Annotated in this window: 15 protein-coding genes; 7 read left to right on the forward strand and 8 right to left on the reverse strand. The window is 64.1% G+C overall.

The window, feature by feature from the left end:
* Positions 1-42: 42 nt before the first annotated feature.
* The 5 genes from ATC04_RS04915 to ATC04_RS04935 form a co-directional block, all read right to left on the reverse strand.
* Complete coding sequence (locus tag ATC04_RS04915; protein ID WP_231735909.1) at positions 43-1,806, reverse strand: alpha/beta hydrolase; 1,764 nt, start codon at positions 1,804-1,806, stop codon at positions 43-45.
* Positions 1,807-2,597: 791 nt separating this feature from the next.
* Positions 2,598-4,625 (reverse strand): chorismate-binding protein, encoded by a 2,028-nt coding sequence (locus tag ATC04_RS04920; protein ID WP_047119876.1) that lies wholly within the window; start codon positions 4,623-4,625, stop codon positions 2,598-2,600.
* Positions 4,612-5,061, reverse strand: a complete 450-nt coding sequence (locus ATC04_RS04925) for a low molecular weight phosphotyrosine protein phosphatase (protein WP_231735910.1) — start codon at positions 5,059-5,061, stop codon at positions 4,612-4,614. Before ATC04_RS04925 ends, ATC04_RS04920 begins: the two co-directional genes overlap by 14 nt.
* A gap of 163 nt (positions 5,062-5,224) precedes the next feature.
* Positions 5,225-5,848, reverse strand: coding sequence for a LysE family transporter (locus ATC04_RS04930; protein WP_047119874.1), 624 nt, complete (start codon positions 5,846-5,848; stop codon positions 5,225-5,227).
* A gap of 74 nt (positions 5,849-5,922) precedes the next feature.
* Positions 5,923-6,393, reverse strand: coding sequence for a MarR family transcriptional regulator (locus ATC04_RS04935; protein WP_047119873.1), 471 nt, complete (start codon positions 6,391-6,393; stop codon positions 5,923-5,925).
* A 110-nt stretch (positions 6,394-6,503) separates the two neighbouring features.
* On the opposite strand from ATC04_RS04935, the gene ATC04_RS04940 reads away from it, so the two are divergent.
* The 3 genes from ATC04_RS04940 to ATC04_RS04950 all read left to right on the forward strand — a co-directional run bounded on the left by ATC04_RS04940 (position 6,504) and on the right by ATC04_RS04950 (position 11,217).
* The gene (locus tag ATC04_RS04940) at positions 6,504-8,663 is read left to right on the forward strand and encodes an MMPL family transporter (protein ID WP_047119872.1); all 2,160 of its coding nucleotides are present in this window, start codon (positions 6,504-6,506) and stop codon (positions 8,661-8,663) included.
* Between the two features lie 340 nt (positions 8,664-9,003).
* Entirely contained in the window at positions 9,004-10,530 is a 1,527-nt protein-coding gene (locus tag ATC04_RS04945; protein WP_231735911.1) for a DEAD/DEAH box helicase, read from the forward strand.
* A 216-nt stretch (positions 10,531-10,746) separates the two neighbouring features.
* A complete protein-coding gene (locus tag ATC04_RS04950) occupies positions 10,747-11,217 on the forward strand; it encodes a small multi-drug export protein (RefSeq protein WP_047119870.1) in 471 nt (156 codons plus the stop codon).
* A 98-nt stretch (positions 11,218-11,315) separates the two neighbouring features.
* Here ATC04_RS04950 and ATC04_RS04955 read toward each other — a convergent pair whose 3' ends face one another.
* Entirely contained in the window at positions 11,316-11,546 is a 231-nt protein-coding gene (locus ATC04_RS04955) for a PLDc N-terminal domain-containing protein (protein ID WP_047119869.1), read from the reverse strand.
* 251 nt (positions 11,547-11,797) lie between these two features.
* Between ATC04_RS04955 and dnaK the strand changes: the two genes are divergently transcribed.
* The 4 genes from dnaK to ATC04_RS04975 all read left to right on the forward strand — a co-directional run bounded on the left by dnaK (position 11,798) and on the right by ATC04_RS04975 (position 15,825).
* Positions 11,798-13,648 carry a molecular chaperone DnaK gene (gene dnaK, locus ATC04_RS04960; RefSeq protein ID WP_047119868.1) on the forward strand — a complete coding sequence of 617 codons (1,851 nt, stop codon included), beginning with the start codon at positions 11,798-11,800 and terminating at the stop codon, positions 13,646-13,648.
* 13 nt (positions 13,649-13,661) lie between these two features.
* Positions 13,662-14,234 carry a nucleotide exchange factor GrpE gene (locus ATC04_RS04965; protein WP_047119867.1) on the forward strand — a complete coding sequence of 191 codons (573 nt, stop codon included), beginning with the start codon at positions 13,662-13,664 and terminating at the stop codon, positions 14,232-14,234.
* A gap of 86 nt (positions 14,235-14,320) precedes the next feature.
* Complete coding sequence (locus ATC04_RS04970) at positions 14,321-15,289, forward strand: DnaJ C-terminal domain-containing protein (protein WP_047119866.1); 969 nt, start codon at positions 14,321-14,323, stop codon at positions 15,287-15,289.
* Positions 15,290-15,396: 107 nt separating this feature from the next.
* Positions 15,397-15,825, forward strand: a complete 429-nt coding sequence (locus tag ATC04_RS04975; protein WP_047119865.1) for a helix-turn-helix transcriptional regulator — start codon at positions 15,397-15,399, stop codon at positions 15,823-15,825.
* Positions 15,826-15,891: 66 nt separating this feature from the next.
* On the opposite strand, the gene ATC04_RS04980 is transcribed toward ATC04_RS04975, so the two are convergent.
* Together ATC04_RS04980 and trmB are read right to left on the reverse strand one after the other, a co-directional pair.
* A complete protein-coding gene (locus ATC04_RS04980) occupies positions 15,892-16,524 on the reverse strand; it encodes a GNAT family protein (RefSeq protein WP_353580016.1) in 633 nt (210 codons plus the stop codon).
* A 56-nt stretch (positions 16,525-16,580) separates the two neighbouring features.
* The gene (gene trmB / locus ATC04_RS04985) at positions 16,581-17,438 is read right to left on the reverse strand and encodes a tRNA (guanosine(46)-N7)-methyltransferase TrmB (protein ID WP_047120874.1); all 858 of its coding nucleotides are present in this window, start codon (positions 17,436-17,438) and stop codon (positions 16,581-16,583) included.
* Positions 17,439-17,450 lie beyond the last annotated feature (12 nt).

Genomic DNA, 17,450 nt, shown 5'->3' on the forward strand with positions numbered 1-17,450 from the left:
AAGCCCGGTTCCACCGCCCATACTCTTCGGCCTATTTGCTACTCAACTTCGTGGAAGTGCGCCTGGAAGCGGTGGCACCACCGGAGGCAGCTGGCGTTCCGGAGCGGCCTTGCGGCGTTGGCTGTTCAGGTCCTCCAGTTTTTCGGTGAACGGTTGCGCGTCTCCGGTGCAGAGCGTTCCGGTGGCAGGCAACTGCACGGTGAGCAGGTAGCGGTCCATGGCATTGGTGACACACTTCGAGGTGCCGTACGCAGTGTGGCCCCAACTGTTGCTGCTCAGAAGCCGGGCCTTGGGCATCAACTTCGAGACTTTTTGGGCCCCGGCGTAGTTCGTGGCCGGGTCATAGAAGTTTCCAACCACCAGCATCGGGTTCACGGTTCGTTTGGTGAACGGTCCCCTATAGGTGTCCTCGTCCTTGGCCTTCCAAGTGGTGCTGGCGCACGGAGCTGAGCTCCAGGTCCACAGCTGACCGAATCCCGGAGCGCTCCTGCCTGCGTTCTCCGCGTAGCGGGCCCAGTTTTCGGCCTTGGCCGGGTTGCGCGAGTCGGTGCACAGCACGGTCTGGAAAGCCTCGAAGGAATTTTCATACGGGAAGGCGAAACCGGTGGCTGCGGCCTTGCCGGCGATGTCCTTCGCTGCGGCATTTTGCTCGGCCTCGATCGCACGTAGGCTTTGGGCCAGCGCCTTATGGGCCACCTTCATCTTGGCCTTGGTCGGAGCCTTGTCCTTGCCAGCCGACGTCGGGAACGTGGTTCCGTTCGACGCGGCACGGTCCTGAAGCGCCAGCAAGGTATAGGTCAGCTCGGAGTCCACCATGGAGGAGCCCTGCGGGTCATACAGGTAGTCAAGCAGGATCGACCACATCATCGCCGCGGTGACGGAATAGTCGAAGTCAGGGTACTCGGGATCTGAGAACACCAAGGGGGAGCGCTTCAACTCGGCCATGATCTCGCGATAGAGCTTCTGCGGATCCCCTTGTTCAGCCAGCATGCAGTACTCCGGACCGGCGGTCTTACAGCGGCTCAGAATGCCGCGCATGGCCTTTTCGGCGCCTTCGCCTGATTTGATGCGTTGGGTCTGCGGCATCCACATGTTGGCTAAGGTTCCGGCCCAGGCCACCGGATCGAGTACTCCGTCGATGGCCACCGCGCGGACCCGGTCGGGGAACATGTTTGCATAGACAGTGCCAAGGTAGCTGCCATAAGAGAAACCCAGGTAGCTCAGCTGCTTGTCGCCTACCATGCGACGCAAGACATCCATGTCACGTGCGACCTCCGCGGTGGACATCGACGTGGAGAGGGGTTTGCCGGTCGTGGAGCAAGCCTTGCCGAAGGCCTTGGAGGAATTCACATAGGCACGTATTTCCTTGGATGTGACCGGATAGGGGACGTACATTGCTTCCAAGGCTTCGCTCTGGGCGCCGAAATTCTTCCAGCAACGCACGTTGTCGCTGAAGTTCGTGCCGCGTGGATCAAACCCGACGATGTCGAAACGCTCAAGGACACTTGGAGAAAGGAACTCAGGGGCCGCTGCGGCAATCTGAATCCCTGAACCACCCGGTCCGCCGGGATTCACAAACAGGGTTCCAATGCGCTTCGACTGGTTTGTCGCCTTGATACGCAGCAACGCGACCTCGGTGGTGGCCCCGCGCGGCTTGTCATAATCCAAGGGCAAGTTCACCGTCGTGCATTGGGCGCCAAAAGCCAGCTCCTTGCAGTTGAACCATTTCGGTCGCGGTGTCTTGATCCCGTCGACACGTTTGCGTTCGGCCTTGCTCGTTTGGTCGTAGGTGTTCTTCGCAGCCATTTGCATCGTAGATGCGCCTAATGTGGCATTTTCCCTGGTTTGCGGAGGTGCTGAATTGGCAGGAGAGGCTAAGCCCAGTCCTGCCAAGAGTCCCACCGCCATCGCCATGCCCAGGGCACGACCCCATCGTTTGTTTGTCATGTCAGTTCCTTCCCAAGTAGGTACTCTGCATGGCGTCTTGGACGGTCGGTCATCTGGCCATTATTGAATTATCTTGGCCCGGATGGATAAATCAAGCGTTTGAATTGTAACGATTTGGAGAAGACTGTTCCAAGCACTGGAAAAAAGGGAGCAACTTCGGGGGTCCTTCGGCTGATGCCTCAAGTTCCCGTGCACCGCTTCCACGCTCCGGCTAGGTGAATTCACGTTGTGGCGCAGGCTTCCCCGCACGATGCCGCATCCCGCGTGAGCAGAGTTGCACCGTGAGTCCCTGACTGCAGGTACGGTGCTTGTGTTACGTCGTTTCCTCCGCACGTTGCGGAGCGGGAAGTGTCGTCTGCCCCATGAGGGCATCGCTGGGCGACAGCGAAGCCGAACTTACCGAGGTCCACCTTTTCATGCCAGCATGCCCGCGACGAATTCCCCACCTGTGGTTTTCGATATTCCGGGTCATTACGAGGCCGGCGTCCGGGCTATGCTGCCCGTCATGGACCAGAGATGTGCGCCGAACCGGGAACATGCTCAGACGCGGGCAGCGCCGTCATGGTCTTTCAGAGCAGCCACGCGCGCATTGCGCGCTCGGAGGATGGCCGCCGTGGAGCCGTGGCGAACGACTGGGGCACTGAGTGCTTCTAGCGCCGCTGTTTGCCGGCGGTGACGGCAGGGTGCGGGAACTTCGAGCCCAACGCGGAGAGCACGCCCACGGACTTGGTAATGACCTCGTCCCATTCATCCTGCGCCACCGAATCGGCGGTGATCGCACCGCCCAGACCCAGGCACAGCTTCCATCCGCCGTCCGGGGTGCGGTCGCAGACCAAAGTGCGGATGACCACCGAAAAATCGGCGGACCCGTCTGCGCCCAGATAGCCCACGGCTCCGGAATACAGTCCGCGCTCACGCCGGTCTTCCAGCTCGTCCAGGATCTGCATGGTCGACAGCTTGGGCGCGCCGGTCATGGAGCCCGGAGGGAATGCCTCGCGCAGCGCCTGCGCCGACAATGCCGGATCGCGAAGCTGCGCGTCGATGGTGGAGACCATCTGATGCACGGTGGCGTAGCTTTCCACCGCGCACAGTCGGGCCACGCGCACCGAGCCGGGGACCGCATGGTGCGAGAGGTCGTTGCGCAGCAGGTCGACGATCATGATGTTTTCCGCGCGGTCCTTGGGGCTGGTGGCCAAATCCTGCTTCAGCGCCTGGTCCTCCTGCACGCTGGTCCCGCGCGGGCGAGTGCCCTTGATCGGTTCGGCGCGCAGCACCCCGGTGGCCCCGAGGCTCAGGAAGCGTTCGGGGGAAATGCTGGCGACTTCGGTGCCGCCCATACGCAGGTAGTGGGCGAACGGTGCCGGGCTGGAGGTGCGCATTCGGCAGTAGGCCTCGAAGGGGCTGTACTGCGCGGCGGTTGCGGTCAGCTCGGTGGTCAGGCAGACCTCGTAGGTGTTGCCTTCGTAGATCTGGCGCTGGGCGCGGGCGATCTTGTCCTTGTAGCCCTGCTCGGTGTCGGCGCAAACGAATTCCACCGGCGGCAGGTCCAGCGCGGTGCGGTGCTGAACGCCGGCTTCGGCCAGATGCTCGGTGATCCATTGGCGCAGGCGCGCGGGCGCGTGGATTGCCATCTGACCGGTGCGGTGGTTGATGACCAGCACGATATTCGGGGAGAAGAACCCCGCATCGGGGCGCGCTGCCTCGGCTCCGGATGCGGTTCCGGCTGAGACCTCCCGCTTGAGCTCGTAGCCCAGGTAGCCGACCCAGGCAGGCAGCGGGTAGTTGTCCGGCTCGGTCCCGGCCGCGGGCCACAAGCCCTGCAAGGATTCGAAGAATCCTGGCTGCAGGCGCAGGCTGGCCCCGCCGCGCTGCACGGTGGCGCCGGAAGCGCTTGCCTGCAACAGGGGATAGGCATCGCCGACGGCCAGGGCGATCAGCGAGTACTTGTTCCGATCCAGCGGGTCGGTGAGGTGGTGGCTGGTGGACTCCAGCAGGGCTGCATGCTCCAGGCCTTCGGCCAGCGCTTCGAACAAGGTGGCGGCATCCGCGGGGGCTGCATGGTGTCCGGCCAGCGGCGGCGCGGCAGAGGCAGGCGTGGTCGCCGGCAGCAGGCCGCGCAGGCCAGCTGGCAGGAAAGCGCTGAGCCCCAGCAGCTGCTCGAACGGCGAGCGCTGGCTGTCGGCGTCGAGGACCACGTCCGCGGCGCGGGGCACGTCGTCTCTGGACAGGTACGCGTCTTCCTGGGCGGCCCAGCGCTCCCAGTGCGGGGCGTAGGTCTGGCCGTCGCGCTGCAGGGCGCGCTGCTTGCGGACCCCGGCTGGAGCTTGGAGCCAGATGCTCAGATCGAGCAGGCCGCGGACCTGGCGGTGCGCGGCGCCCACGCCCTCCACGATGACGACCTGCGCCGGGTCGAGGCTGGCGGTGTCGCCTGGCGCATCGGCGTCCCAGTCCCACAGCGGCCAGCTGGCGGTGCGGCCGTGGGCGAGCTGTTCGAGCAGAGCGGAATAGAGGTCCTGGGCGGCCTGCAGCCCGTCCCAGCCGTGGTAGAGATCTTCCAGACGCAGGACAGCCACCGAGGCGGTTTTCGACAACTGGTTCGCTAGCAACGCTGCGAGGCTGCTCTTTCCCGAGCCGGAGCGTCCGTCGAGAGCAATGAGGTAGGGTCTAGCGGTTTCCACGAGAGGCTATATTACTCCGGACGTAGTCAACGAGCGCAGGCAGGGCTGCGGAGACGAGCTTCCAGGTTTCGCGGAAATCTCCTGCGTCACCGTACCAGGGATCGTAGACACCCTGGCGGTCGTGCGGCTCGCTGGCGGCGACGGGGTCGAAGGACCTGAACATGCGCAGCATGGGGCGCTCGCTGGGATCGATCTCCGTGAGTGCAGGAACGAGGTCTTCGAAATGATCGGTGTCCATGGCCAGCACCAGGTCCATGGAACCCAGTTCGTCGGCCTGAACCTGCGTTGCGACGTGGTTCGAGGCGTCCAGTCCGTGGGCGCGCAGGGCACTTGCGGCGCGCGGGTCGATCCCGTTGCCGACTTCGCCGTAGCTGATGGTCCGGGAGCAGACCTCGACCTCGGTGACGTCTGCCTCACGCAAGGCGTTTTTCAGCATGTACTCGGCCATAGGTGAGCGGCATATATTTCCCGTGCACACGATCATTATCCGGAACATGGCATCAGTCTATGGCCACATCACATTTCGATCGAGAGGTACGCGCAAGATAATCAGCAACAATACGGCAACGATTTAGAGCAACCCCAAAATCACGGGGTGATTAGTGGATTAGGAGCATCATCGCGGCGACGAGAATGAACAGGACGCCGAAGACGATATTGAGCAGCTTGGCCCCGCGTACGGTGGTGGTGAAGCGCTGGAAGCTGCGCGCGGTGCCTGCGAAGAAGAAGAACATCACCAGTACGTCGACTGCGACGATGGTGCCGATATAGATCAGGTATTGCGGCAACAGCGGCTGGTCGGTGCGGATGAACTGCGGGGTGAATGCCAGGAAGAAGACAATCGCCTTCGGGTTCAGCAGATTGACCAGGATGCCGCGGCGCAGCATGGCGCCACGGGTGAGCGTGCCGCCGGTGCTGGTTCCGTCCGAGGCGACATCCGGTTTGGACAGCATCATCCGGATGCCCAGGTAGACCAGATAGGCGGCGCCGGCATAGCGGATGCCCGCGAAGAGCAGCGGGGAGCTGGAGACCAGCAGGCCCACTCCGGCGGCGACGATGACCACGTGGATCAGCAGGGCGATCTGCTGGCCGATCACTCCCCAGATGGAAGCGCCCCAGCCTTGGCGCATCGAGTTGTTCATCGTGTTGATGGCCCCGGCGCCCGGGGTGAAGCTGATGACGATGGTTGCGCCGAGAAGTGAAAGCCAGAGAGAAAGTGCCACCTGTCTAGGGTAGTGGCACTGCAGGAGTTCTCTTGACTCGAAGACTGGTCATGACGGGGCGTTCGGCAGGAGGCTTAGTTCGGCGGCGCGAGGACTTCCAGCCGGGCTTCATCCACGCCGGCGACGGCCCGGGCCATGAAGTCGCTGAGCAGTGCGACCTGCTGCTCGTCGTAGGAGGAGATCAGCTCCATCATTTTCGCTCCGAGCGGTCGGAACATCTCCCGCGCCTCGGCCATTGCCTTCTCGGTCAGGGCGATGTGCACGCTGCGGCGGTCCTGCTCGCTTCGCTGGCGGATGATGTAGCCCAGCCGGTCCAGCCGGTCGAGCATGGCCGTGGTGGCGGGGGAGCTGAGCTGCAGTTCCCTGCTCAAGTCCCGGGGCGAGGGCGAGGTTCCGGCGCGCTGGTATTTCATGATCACTGTCAGGCCGTTCATGTCGGTCCGGTGCGTGCCGTAGTGCCCGCCGGTGGATTCCACGTAGCGGTCCGAGGCCTGCCCGAAATCCTGCAGCAGCTGCAACAGCCGGTGGTGTGTGCTCGCGTCCATAACACAATTATAAACTAAGTAAACATTTCCATCATCAAACTAAATGTTGGTACGCTGTAGCGGTAGGCCACAGCGGTCGCAACTATTCGAATCAACGTGAGGACAGCCCCATGTCGCACATAGCGAAAGTCGATGAGCCCGCCGACCCCGCCGCGCGCTCAGTCAGCGGAAAGGGCATCGCCATCCGGGCGGTGGTGTATTCCCTGCTGATCGTGCTCTGGATCGGCATCGCGGGGGTCGGCGGACCAACCTTCGGCAAACTCTCGGACGTGCAGACCAACGACCAGACAGCTTTCCTCCCGGCCAGCGCGGAAGCGACGCAGGCCCTTGAATGGCAGAACAAGTTCCGCACGAGCGACGCAATTCCCGCGGTGGTGCTGGTGACCTCCGAAAGCGGCGTCGACCAGAAGCAGGCCGCCGCGCTCGCCGAGAAGCTTTCCGATTTCGAGTTCCTCGACGGGCAGGTGACGGGGCCGTTTTTGGCCGAGGATGGCAAGGCTGCCGAATTCATCATGCCGATCTCCTCGACCGTCAAGGCCGATGAGGGCGTGACCGCGCTGCGCGCCCTGCTGGCAGACATTCAGCCGGAGGGCATGAGCAGCTATGTCACCGGTCCCGCCGGGTTCTCCGCGGACCTGATCGAGGCATTCGGCGGCATCGACGGGGTGCTGCTGGGTGTCGCGCTGATCGCGGTGCTGGTGATCCTGCTGCTGGTCTACCGTTCGCTGCTGCTTCCGCTGACCGTGCTGATGACCTCCATGGTGGCGCTGTGCGCTGCTATCCTGGTGGTCTACTTCATGGCCAAGGAGGGGATCATCCGGCTGGACGGCCAGGCCCAGGGCATTCTCTCGATCCTGGTGATCGGTGCGGCCACCGACTACTCGCTGCTGTTCGTTGCCCGCCACAAGGAAGCCCTGTCCACGGGGCTGAACCGCTGGCAGGCAGTGGCCAAGGCCTGGAAGCGCTCGCTGGAGCCGATCATCGCCTCCGGCGGCACCGTGACCGTGGGCCTGCTGTGCCTGCTCTTCTCCGACCTGAACTCCAACAAGGCGCTGGGCCCGATCGGCGCGGCGGGCATCGTCTTCTCGATCATTGCCGCCCTCTCCTTCCTGCCGGCCGTGCTCGGACTGCTGGGCCGGGCCGCCTACTGGCCGTTCATGCCCAAAACGCAGGACGCGGAAACGCAGGCGGCGGCCAAGCCTGGACTGTGGGCCCGCATCGCCGCCTTTGTCGCTTCCCACCCCCGCCCGATCTGGATGGTGACAGCACTGGTGCTGGCCGTCGGCGCGGCGTTCTCGCTGCAGCTCAAGGCCAGCGGCGTGCCGCAAAGCGAACTGGTGATCGGCGGCTCCGAGGCCCGCGACGGGCAGGTGGCGCTCGGCGAGCACTTCCCGGGCGGCAGCGGCTCGCCGGCCACCGTGATCGTCAACGAGGCCGAGGCGAACACCACCCTGGACGCGGTCCTTGACGTGCCCGGTGTCGACTCCGCCTACCTGCAGGCCGAAGACGGCGGTCCGGCCATGGCCCAGCGCGGCGCCCCGGCGTACACCGTCGAAGGACGGAACCTGATTTCCGTCACCCTGAGCGATGCGGCGGACTCGGATGCGGCCGCGAACACTGTCACGCAGCTGCGCGAGACGGTGCACGAGATCGATGCGACGACCCTGGTCGGCGGAACCACCGCGACCCAGATGGACAAGAACTCCACCGCCGAAGCCGACCTGTTCAAGATCATTCCGATCACCCTGGTCGCGATCCTGGTCATCCTGATGCTTCTGCTGCGCTCGATCCTGGCTCCGGTCCTGCTGATTCTGACCACGGTGCTCTCCTACGGCACGGCGATGGGCGTCAGCGCGCTGGTGTTCAACCACGTTCTGGACTACGTGGGCGCCGACCCCTCGGTGCCGCTGTTCGGATTCGTGTTCCTGGTGGCCCTTGGCGTGGACTACAACATCTTCCTGATGACCCGGGTGCGCGAGGAGACGCTGCTGCACGGCACGCGGGACGGGATGCGCCGCGGCCTGACCGTCACCGGCGGCGTGATCACCTCTGCCGGCATCGTGCTGGCGGCGACCTTCGCCGCGCTGGGGGTCGTGCCGATCATGTTCCTGGGGCAGCTGGGCTTCATCGTGGCCTTCGGCGTGCTGCTCGATACCTTTATCGTGCGAAGCCTGCTGGTGCCGGCGCTGGTCGAGGACATCGGCCCTGCGGTGTGGTGGCCCTCGAAATTGGCGCACGAAAAAACGTCGGCGGGTGTGCACCGGGCCTGAGCGCCAGGCTTCAGACGTGGCGGAAATCTCCTGTGATTCGCCCCGTTGGCAGGCTCCGGGACTGCTAAGTCCCGGAGCCTGCCTGTAGAATTGAAACCTGTACGCACCGATGGTTCAACGCCTGGAACACCCGGCCCGCCTCGGTGCGTAGTCGTCGACAGACTTGATTTCCTTCGAGCGGAAACTCCCGGATTCCCGGTGTTTTCGCGCGGGCGTCGGGCACTTTTCTTGCCGCCCCGCATCGGACTTCCTCCTGGATCGGCGAACCCGAGCGTCGAAAACGACGCGCGAATTCAGAGAGAAAGTTTGAGCATTGACTTCTACTTTTAGCGCCCTTGGCGTGCCCGCAAACCTGGTTGACGTGCTGACCGAGCGCGGCATCGACACCCCGTTCCCGATCCAGGAAGCAACCCTTCCCTCCACCCTTGCCGGCGGAGACGTGCTGGGGCGCGGCCAGACCGGCTCGGGCAAGACCCTGGCCTTCTCGCTGCCGCTGGTGGCCCGCCTGAGCGAGCGCCCGCAGCGCCGCAAGGCCCGTTTCCCGCGCGCACTGATCATGGCGCCGACCCGCGAACTGGCGACCCAGATCGCCAAGACCGTTGATCCGCTGGCCGCCGCCTCCGGCCTGCGCACCACCGTGATCTACGGCGGCGTCCCGCAGAGTCGACAGGAAAAGGCCATGAACGAGGGCGTCGACATCGTCATCGCCTGCCCCGGCCGCCTCGACGACCTGATCAAGCAGAAGATCGTTGACCTGTCGCAGCTTGAGATCTCGGTGCTGGATGAAGCCGACCACATGGCAGACATGGGTTTCCTCCCGGTCGTGCGCCGCATCATGGACCGCATGCCGACCGGCATCCAGCACATGCTGTTCTCCGCCACCCTGGACAACGGCGTGGACAAGGTCGTCAAGCGCTACCTGAGCAGCCCGACCATCCATTCGGTGGATGCGCCCGAGGCCGCAGTGAACACCATGGAGCACCACGTCTTCGTGGTCAGCAACGACGACAAGAAGGACCTGGTCCGTGTGCTGGCGCAGGGCACCTCGCGCCGCATCATGTTCATGCGCACCAAGCACCACGCCAAGAAGATGGCTGTAGTGCTGTCCAAGGCCGGCGTGCCAACCGTTGACCTGCACGGCAACCTGTCGCAGAACGCCCGCGACCGCAACCTGGCCGCCTTCGCCTCGGGCGAGGCAAAGGTCCTGGTCGCCACCGACGTAGCAGCCCGCGGCGTGCACGTCGACGGCGTGGAACTGGTGGTCCACATCGATCCGCCGGCAGAGCACAAGGCCTACACCCACCGGTCAGGCCGCACGGCCCGCGCCGGCTCCAGCGGAACCGTGGTGACCATCTGCACCCCGGACCAGCAGGGCGACGTCGCGACCCTGATGAAGCAGGCAGGCCTGAAGAAGGTCCCATTCGAAAAGGTCTCCCTGGACTCGCAGGTCGTCAAGGACGTCGTGGGCGAAGTGGCCGAACTGGTGCCGTACACCGCCCCGGTGAAGCAGCAGAGCAACCCTGCCAAGCGCAAGCCTGCCGGCGAATCCGGCGGTTCGCGCGGCGGGCGCGGCCAACGCGGTTCACGCGGCGGCCGTTCGGCCGGCGAGGGCCAGAACCAGCAGCGCAGCGAGTCGGGCCGCCGCAATGAACGCAGTCCGAAGGCCTCGGGCGAGCGTCCAGCACGCGCTGGCCGCGGCGCAGGATCCGAGCGTCCGGCCGGTGCAGGCCGTGGTGCGAACTCGGAACGCCCATCGGGTGCAGGCCGCGGCTCGCGCCAGGGTGGCCGCGCCGCCCAAGGCGCCTCGACCGGGGGCCGCTCGCGTGGTCCGCGCCGCGCCACCAGCCCTGCCACCCGCAGCCGCTAGGCATTTCGGGCCAGCCGGAACAACGGCTGCCAACCTAGGAATCCTCCGCTCGTACGCCGAGCGGAGGATTTCTTTTGCCACCCTGCGCCCGGTGAGCGTCGAGCGCACTGACTAGACCGAAAGTTTAGCCCCGGCGGATGACCGGTGGCTGAAGTCCTCCAACCTAGTCTTGAAGTAGAGGAAATATCTATTTCGCCTAGCCAGGAGCACCTGACCATGATTGAATCACTGCAGAATTTTGTCGCTGCTTGCCCCGAGCCGCTGCAGTGGCTGGCGGTCGCGCTGGTTTCGGCCATTCCCTTCGTCGAGTCCTACTTCGGGTCCGTCATCGGAGTGCTGATGGGCCTGCCGCCGGCGGTCGGGATTCTTGTTGCGGTGCTCGGCAACGGCATTTCCATGCTCTTGTTCGTCAACAGCGCCCATGCCGTACGCTCCAAGGTGCGCCAAGGCAAGGAGAGCAAGAAGCCGAGATACGAAAAGATCCGCAGGGCCTTCGACAAGTTCGGCATTGCAGGGGTCAGCCTGGTTGGCCAGACCATGCTTCCCTCGCAGATCACCTCGGCGGCGCTGGTGTCCTTTGGCGCATCGAAGCAGAAAGTGATTTTCTGGCAGGTCATTTCCATAATCTTGTGGGGAGTGATCTTCGGAGTCCTGGCAGGGCTCGGCATGCCGCTGCTGACCAAATAATTCGTTCCCCTCGGCACGCTGCAAAGCAAAGCCGGAAGGAGCACGCGCACCAGTAGTGCGTGGGCTCCTTCCGGCTTGTGCCATCTTGGAGGCGGCGATTAGTCCTGCGGCTTCTTGCGGCCGAACCTGAAATAGCTCAGCGGACCGAGAATGTTGATGAAGCACAACCCCACCCACAATCCCTTGCTTCCGTGAATCTGCTCGGGCCTGCGTCGGTAGATGTCGATCTGCGCGGCGGCGAATAAGGCAACCTCGATCACGCCCGCAACGATGGCAGCTGCCCGTGCAATGGGGGACAGCTCGGAGAATTTCTTTTTGGTTCGTGCCATTCTTCCGCCTTTGATCTGTAGTTTTCGCTTCGTGACCGGACTGTCAGGAGTGGTCTGAAAAAGTTTTCGGTTGATGGGAATTATTCTGCCACCCCACCCGTTGAATAAGACAGAGCGCAAAGTTGAGTCGAGTTCACTCAAGTTAATTTGACAGTCGAAACCGGCTGAGTAAACTTGAGTCCGAAGCGCTCAATGGGGGTCCAAGCCCCCAGCGTTGGGATTTTTTTCAGACAAGGCAAAGGAGAGCCATTATGTCGCGTGCCGTAGGTATTGACCTTGGAACCACCAACTCTGTCGTATCCGTGCTCGAAGGTGGTGAGCCAACCGTCATCGCTAACGCGGAAGGCAACCGCACTACCCCGTCCATCGTTGCTTTCTCGAAGGGCGGCGAAGTCCTGGTCGGCGATATCGCCAAGCGTCAGGCAGTCAACAACATCGATCGCACCATCGCATCGGTCAAGCGCCACATGGGCACCGACTGGTCCGTTGCCATCGATGACAAGAAGTACACCGCCCAGGAAATCTCGGCGCGTACCCTGATGAAGCTGAAGAACGACGCTGAGTCGTACCTGGGCGAGAAGGTCACCGACGCGGTGATCACCGTTCCTGCATACTTCAACGACGCCGAGCGCCAGGCCACCAAGGAGGCCGGCGAGATCGCGGGCCTGAACGTGCTGCGCATCGTCAACGAGCCAACTGCTGCTGCTCTGGCCTACGGCCTGGAGAAGGGCAACGAGGACGAGCTCATCCTGGTCTTCGACCTCGGTGGCGGTACCTTCGACGTCTCCCTGCTGGAAGTTGGCAAGGATGACGACGGCTTCTCGACCATCCAGGTCCGCGCGACCGCCGGTGATAACCGTCTGGGCGGCGACGACTGGGATCAGCGTGTTGTCGACTGGCTGCTGGCCCAGGCCAAGGCCAAGGGCGCAGACCTGTCCAAGGACAAGATCGCACTGCAGCGCCTGAAGGAAGCCGCAGAGCAGGCCAAGAAGGAACTGTCCTCGGCTACCAGCACCAACATCTCGCTGCAGTACCTGTCGGTCACCCCTGAGGGCCCTGTACACCTGGACGAGCACCTCTCGCGTGCGAAGTTCCAGGAACTGACCGCAGATCTGCTGGAGCGCACCAAGAAGCCATTCAAGGACGTCATCGCCGAAGCCGGCGTGAAGATCTCCGACATCGCCCACGTGATCCTCGTTGGCGGTTCGACCCGTATGCCAGCCGTTGCCGAACTGGTCAAGGACCTGGCCGGCAAGGAAGCCAACAAGGGCGTGAACCCGGATGAGGTTGTCGCCGTAGGCGCAGCCCTGCAGGCCGGCGTGCTGAAGGGCGAGCGCAAGGACGTGCTGCTGATCGACGTCACCCCACTGTCCCTGGGCATTGAGACCAAGGGCGGCGTGATGACCAAGCTGATCGAGCGCAACACCGCGATCCCGACCAAGCGTTCGGAGACCTTCACCACCGCCGAGGACAACCAGCCTTCGGTATCGATCCAGGTCTTCCAGGGCGAGCGCGAGTTCACCCGCGACAATAAGGCACTGGGCACCTTCGAGCTGACCGGCATCGCTCCGGCTCCTCGCGGCATCCCGCAGGTCGAGGTCACCTTCGACATCGATGCCAACGGCATCGTGCACGTGTCCGCCAAGGACAAGGGCACCGGCACCGAGCAGTCGATGACCATCACCGGCGGCTCCTCGCTGTCGAAGGAAGACATCGAGCGCATGGTGCAGGAAGCCGAAGCGCATGCGGAAGAGGACAAGGCACGCCGCGAGGCAGCCGAGACCCGCAACGCTGCCGAGCAGGCCGCCTACTCGGTGGACAAGCTGATCAAGGACAACGAGGACAAGCTGCCTGAAGAGGTCAAGTCCGAGGTCCAGGCCGACGTCGACGCCTTGAAGGCCGCCTTGGAGAAGCAGGACAACGACGACGAGGTCAAGGCCGCGTTCGAGAAGCTTCAGGCTTCGCAGTCCAAGCTGGGCGAGGCAATCTACGCCAACACCCAGGCCGAAGGCGCGGCTGCCGGCGAGCAGAATGCGCCGAACGCTGATGAAGACATCGTCGACGCCGAGGTCATCGACGAAGACGAAGCCGACAAGAAGTAGGGAGTTTAGGAATATGTCCGAGGCAAACAACCAGAACGAAAACTCCGGCCAGGAGCCGGAGAACCAGCCAGAGGCCGCTGACCAGCAGCCAACTGCTGACGCTTTGGGCCAGGCCGAGGCGATCCTGAACGAGGCCGGCGACTCCGTGGACGCGGAGCAGGACGAGGTCAGCGAGGTCGTCACCGAGCTGCGCAACGACCTGCTGCGCCTCCAGGCCGAGTACGTCAACTACCGCAAGCGCGTGGAGCGCGACCGTGCAGTGGCGCGTGAAAACGCCGTGCAGGGCATGCTTTCCACCTTGCTGCCCGTGCTTGACGACATCGACGCGGCACGCGCCCACGGCGACTTGGCCGATGGCCCCTTCGCATCGATCGCCAACAAGCTGGACTCGATCCTGGCCCAGCATGGCTTGGAGCGCATCAACGAGGCGGGGGTCGAATTCGACCCGAACGTCCACGAAGCGCTGCTGCGCCAGGCGGTGCCGGAGGTCCCGGCCGATCATGTGGGACAGGTGCTGCGTACCGGCTACCGCAAGGGAAGCAACATCCTGCGCGCTGCCCAGGTACTGGTCGCCACCGGCGAATAGCAACTAGCTAGCACAACTGAAACTGCCCACTGTCGAGTATTCGCCAGTGGGCAGTTTCGAATTGTCATAGAAAGGATGAGGCCCTGATGGCAAGTCAGGACTGGATAGACAAAGATTTTTACGCGATCCTCGGCGTCTCCAAGGACGCCTCGGACGCGGATATCAAGAAGGCGTACCGCAAGCTGGCGCGCAAGTACCACCCTGACACCAACGCCGGTGATGCAACCGCCGAACAGAAGTTCAAGGACATCACCGAAGCCAACTCGGTCCTCTCCGACAAGGAAGAGCGCGAGCAATACGACGCCATCCGTGCCATGGGCTCGGGAGCACGTTTCTCGGCAGGAGGTCCGGGCGGAGCTCCGGGCGGCGGCGCAGGGTTCGAGGACATCTTCTCCAACCTGTTCGGCGGGGGAGGCGGGGCACGCCAGCGTGGCGGGCAGCCGGACTTCTCCGACCTGTTCGGGGGAGCGGGCGGCTTCGGCGGTTTCGGCGGCCAGGCCGCTCCGCCGCGCAAGGGCGCGGACCGCACCGCGAACACCTCGATCTCCTTCGCCGGCTCGATCAACGGCACGAAGATCGGGCTGCGCGAGCCGAGCGGCGAGGTCATCGACGTGCGCATCCCGGCCGGCATCAAGGACGGCCAGTCGGTGCGCGTGCGCGGACGCGGCCAAGCCGGCGCCGCCGGCAACGGAGACCTGATCGTCAAGGTCAAGGTCGCTGAGCACCCATTCTTCAAGCGCGAGGACAACAACATCCGCGTGCACGTCCCGGTGACCTTCGACGAGGCCGCACTGGGCGCGAAGATCCACGTCCCGACCCTCGACGGGGAACAGGTCGCGGTGAAGGTTCCGGCAGGTTCCAACTCGGGCCGCACGCTGCGCCTGAAGGGCCGCGGCGTGAAGACCTCCAAGGCCACCGGCGACCTGCTGATCGTGCTCGACGTGGTCATTCCGCAGAACCTCTCGGATGCCGCGAAGAAGGCGGTTGAGGACTTCGCCGCAGCCACCGAGGGCGAGGACCCGCGGGCGGACCTGGCCTCGAAGGCCAAGCTCTAGGATCGGCACCCGCCGATCACCCGTCGCCGGCGCCGGAGGAGCCAACATCCTCCGGCCCCGTCGATAGACTCAAGATACAACCAAGGCAGAAAGGTGGTTGAAGTACCGTGAACGGGGAGTACCTGCGACCTGTCTTCGTCATTTCCGTCGCCGCACAGCTTGCCGACATGCACCCCCAGACGCTGCGCCAGTACGACCGCATCGGCCTGGTTTCGCCCAGCCGGCAGTCGGGCAAGCAGCGCCGCTATTCCCAGCACGACGTGTCCCTGCTGCGCCAGGTTCAGGCGCTGAGCAAGGATGGCGTGTCGCTGGAAGGCATCAAGCGGATCCTTGAGTTGGAAAACCAAGTGGCTAGCCTTAAGGGCCAAGTGAACCAGTTGCGCGCGGAACTGGACTACGTGCGCCAAGGCCAATCGCGCATCTTCGCCGCCGGCACCGTCGCAGGCGACGTGGTGTCGCTGGCCCGCGGCATGCGCCCCTCGCGGCCCGAACCGACGGTATCGCTGTTCCCGGTGCGCCGCGCTATCGGCAGGTAGGCCTGCCGCCTGAAAGACATTAGAAATCCAGCCCGCCAGATCCCGGCGCGGCTGGATTTTCTGTCTCTATCCGAGCCGGCCGTGGCGGCGCAGCCGGGCCTTCAGCTGGGTGCGCACCGCCGGCCATTCGTGGGGCAGGATCGAGAAGACGACGGTGTCTCGCAGGGTTCCGGTCGCCGGATCGTACTTGTGGTTGCGCAGCACGCCGTCTTGCTTGGCGCCCAGCCGCGCAATGGCGGCGCGGGAAGCCTCATTGTGCCAATGCGTGCAAAACGCGACCGAGTAGCATCCGAGCACTTCGAATGCCCTGCGCAGCAGCAGGTATTTCGCTGCCGGATTGATGCCGGTGCCCTGCGCCGCAACGGCCAGGAAGGTCGATCCGATCTCCACCCGGCGGTTTGCGGCATCGATGTTCAGGTAGGCGGTGGCGCCGACGGCTTTGCCGGCGGAGGTGTCGATGATGGCGAAGGGGGCCATGGTTCCGGCTGCCTGGGAGTCCAGCCGCTGGGCGATATTGGCTTCCACCTGCTGTGCAGGGGGAGTTGTCGCGAACCAGTCCTCGTCGAGGCGTCCGGCGGCCACTACCTCGGCCAAGTCCGGCGCGTGCGAGGCGGCGAGCTGTTCCAGCCTCACCCCGGCGAATTCCATGGCGGGCGCGGTGGAGAACTCGGAAGCCGGGATTAATGACGAATGGCTCATGGCCACCAGTTTAGGGTGGACATGAGCCATTGCCGGACTTTATGTCAGGTCGTGCACTAGCCGACGCGAGTGTACGCCAAGTCGAAGACCAATCGGCCTGCCTTCAGCGCCTTGCCCTCGAAGCTGGTCAGGATGCGGCGTTCGAAGCGCGGGGCCCAGCCGCCGAGCTCGTCGGTGAACTCTGGTTCCTTCTCGAAGCCTTCCATGCCCTCGCGGCGGACCTTGGTCAGGTTGCTTTCCTCGCCGGCAAGGTTGCCCGGGAACTGGTTCTCGAAATCCGGGTGGGCGGTGAGCGCGTCACGCATCTGCTCGGCGTAGTTGGACCAGTCGGTGGCCAGGCGCAGGGTTCCGCCGGGCTTGAGCACCCGGGAAACCTTGTCCAGGAACGATGCCTTGATCAGGCGGCGCTTGTGGTGGCGCGGTTTGTGCCAGGGGTCGGAGAAGAAGATCCAGATTTCGTCGGCGCTGTTCTCTTCGAGCATCACGTCCAGCACCTCGGGGGCATTGGCCTGGACGGCGCGGACATTCTCGATACCGAAGGACTCGACCTTGAGCATCAGCTGGGCCAGCCCGGGGCGGTAGACCTCCACGGCGAGGTAGTTGCGCTCGGGGTCGTCCTTGGCGGCGTTGGCGATGCATTCGCCCAATCCGGTGCCGATCTCCACGATCAGCGGCGCCACGCGGCCGAATGCCTGGTCCGGGTCGAGGGTGAAATCATCGGCTACCGAGGTGTCGGCGATCTTGCGGGGAGGCTCGATGACGTACTGCTCGGCATTGCGCTCCCAGGCGCTGGCTCGGCGGCCCTGCAGGCGGTTGCCGCGGCGGACAAAGGAGACCGGTTCGGCCCGGAAAAGTGCTGGGTCTTTGGGGGTCGGGGCCGCGGCCTGACGCTGTTCTTCGCTCGAATCGCTCATGATCATTAATCC

This window comes from Arthrobacter sp. YC-RL1, from assembly GCF_001454985.1.
Taxonomy (GTDB): domain Bacteria; phylum Actinomycetota; class Actinomycetes; order Actinomycetales; family Micrococcaceae; genus Glutamicibacter; species Glutamicibacter soli.

Excerpts from the sequence above, each read along its gene's own strand:
- trmB (WP_047120874.1), bottom strand. The coding sequence starts at position 17,438 with ATGAGCGATTCGAGCGAAGAACAGCGTCAGGCCGCGGCCCCGACCCCC.
- ATC04_RS04980 (WP_353580016.1), bottom strand. The coding sequence starts at position 16,524 with ATGAGCCATTCGTCATTAATCCCGGCTTCCGAGTTCTCCACCGCGCCC.
- ATC04_RS04925 (WP_231735910.1), bottom strand. The coding sequence starts at position 5,061 with ATGCTGAAAAACGCCTTGCGTGAGGCAGACGTCACCGAGGTCGAGGTC.
- dnaK (WP_047119868.1), top strand. The coding sequence starts at position 11,798 with ATGTCGCGTGCCGTAGGTATTGACCTTGGAACCACCAACTCTGTCGTA.
- ATC04_RS04950 (WP_047119870.1), top strand. The coding sequence starts at position 10,747 with ATGATTGAATCACTGCAGAATTTTGTCGCTGCTTGCCCCGAGCCGCTG.
- ATC04_RS04965 (WP_047119867.1), top strand. The coding sequence starts at position 13,662 with ATGTCCGAGGCAAACAACCAGAACGAAAACTCCGGCCAGGAGCCGGAG.
- ATC04_RS04955 (WP_047119869.1), bottom strand. The coding sequence starts at position 11,546 with ATGGCACGAACCAAAAAGAAATTCTCCGAGCTGTCCCCCATTGCACGG.
- ATC04_RS04970 (WP_047119866.1), top strand. The coding sequence starts at position 14,321 with ATGGCAAGTCAGGACTGGATAGACAAAGATTTTTACGCGATCCTCGGC.
- ATC04_RS04935 (WP_047119873.1), bottom strand. The coding sequence starts at position 6,393 with ATGGACGCGAGCACACACCACCGGCTGTTGCAGCTGCTGCAGGATTTC.
- ATC04_RS04915 (WP_231735909.1), bottom strand. The coding sequence starts at position 1,806 with ATGGCTGCGAAGAACACCTACGACCAAACGAGCAAGGCCGAACGCAAA.
- ATC04_RS04940 (WP_047119872.1), top strand. The coding sequence starts at position 6,504 with ATGTCGCACATAGCGAAAGTCGATGAGCCCGCCGACCCCGCCGCGCGC.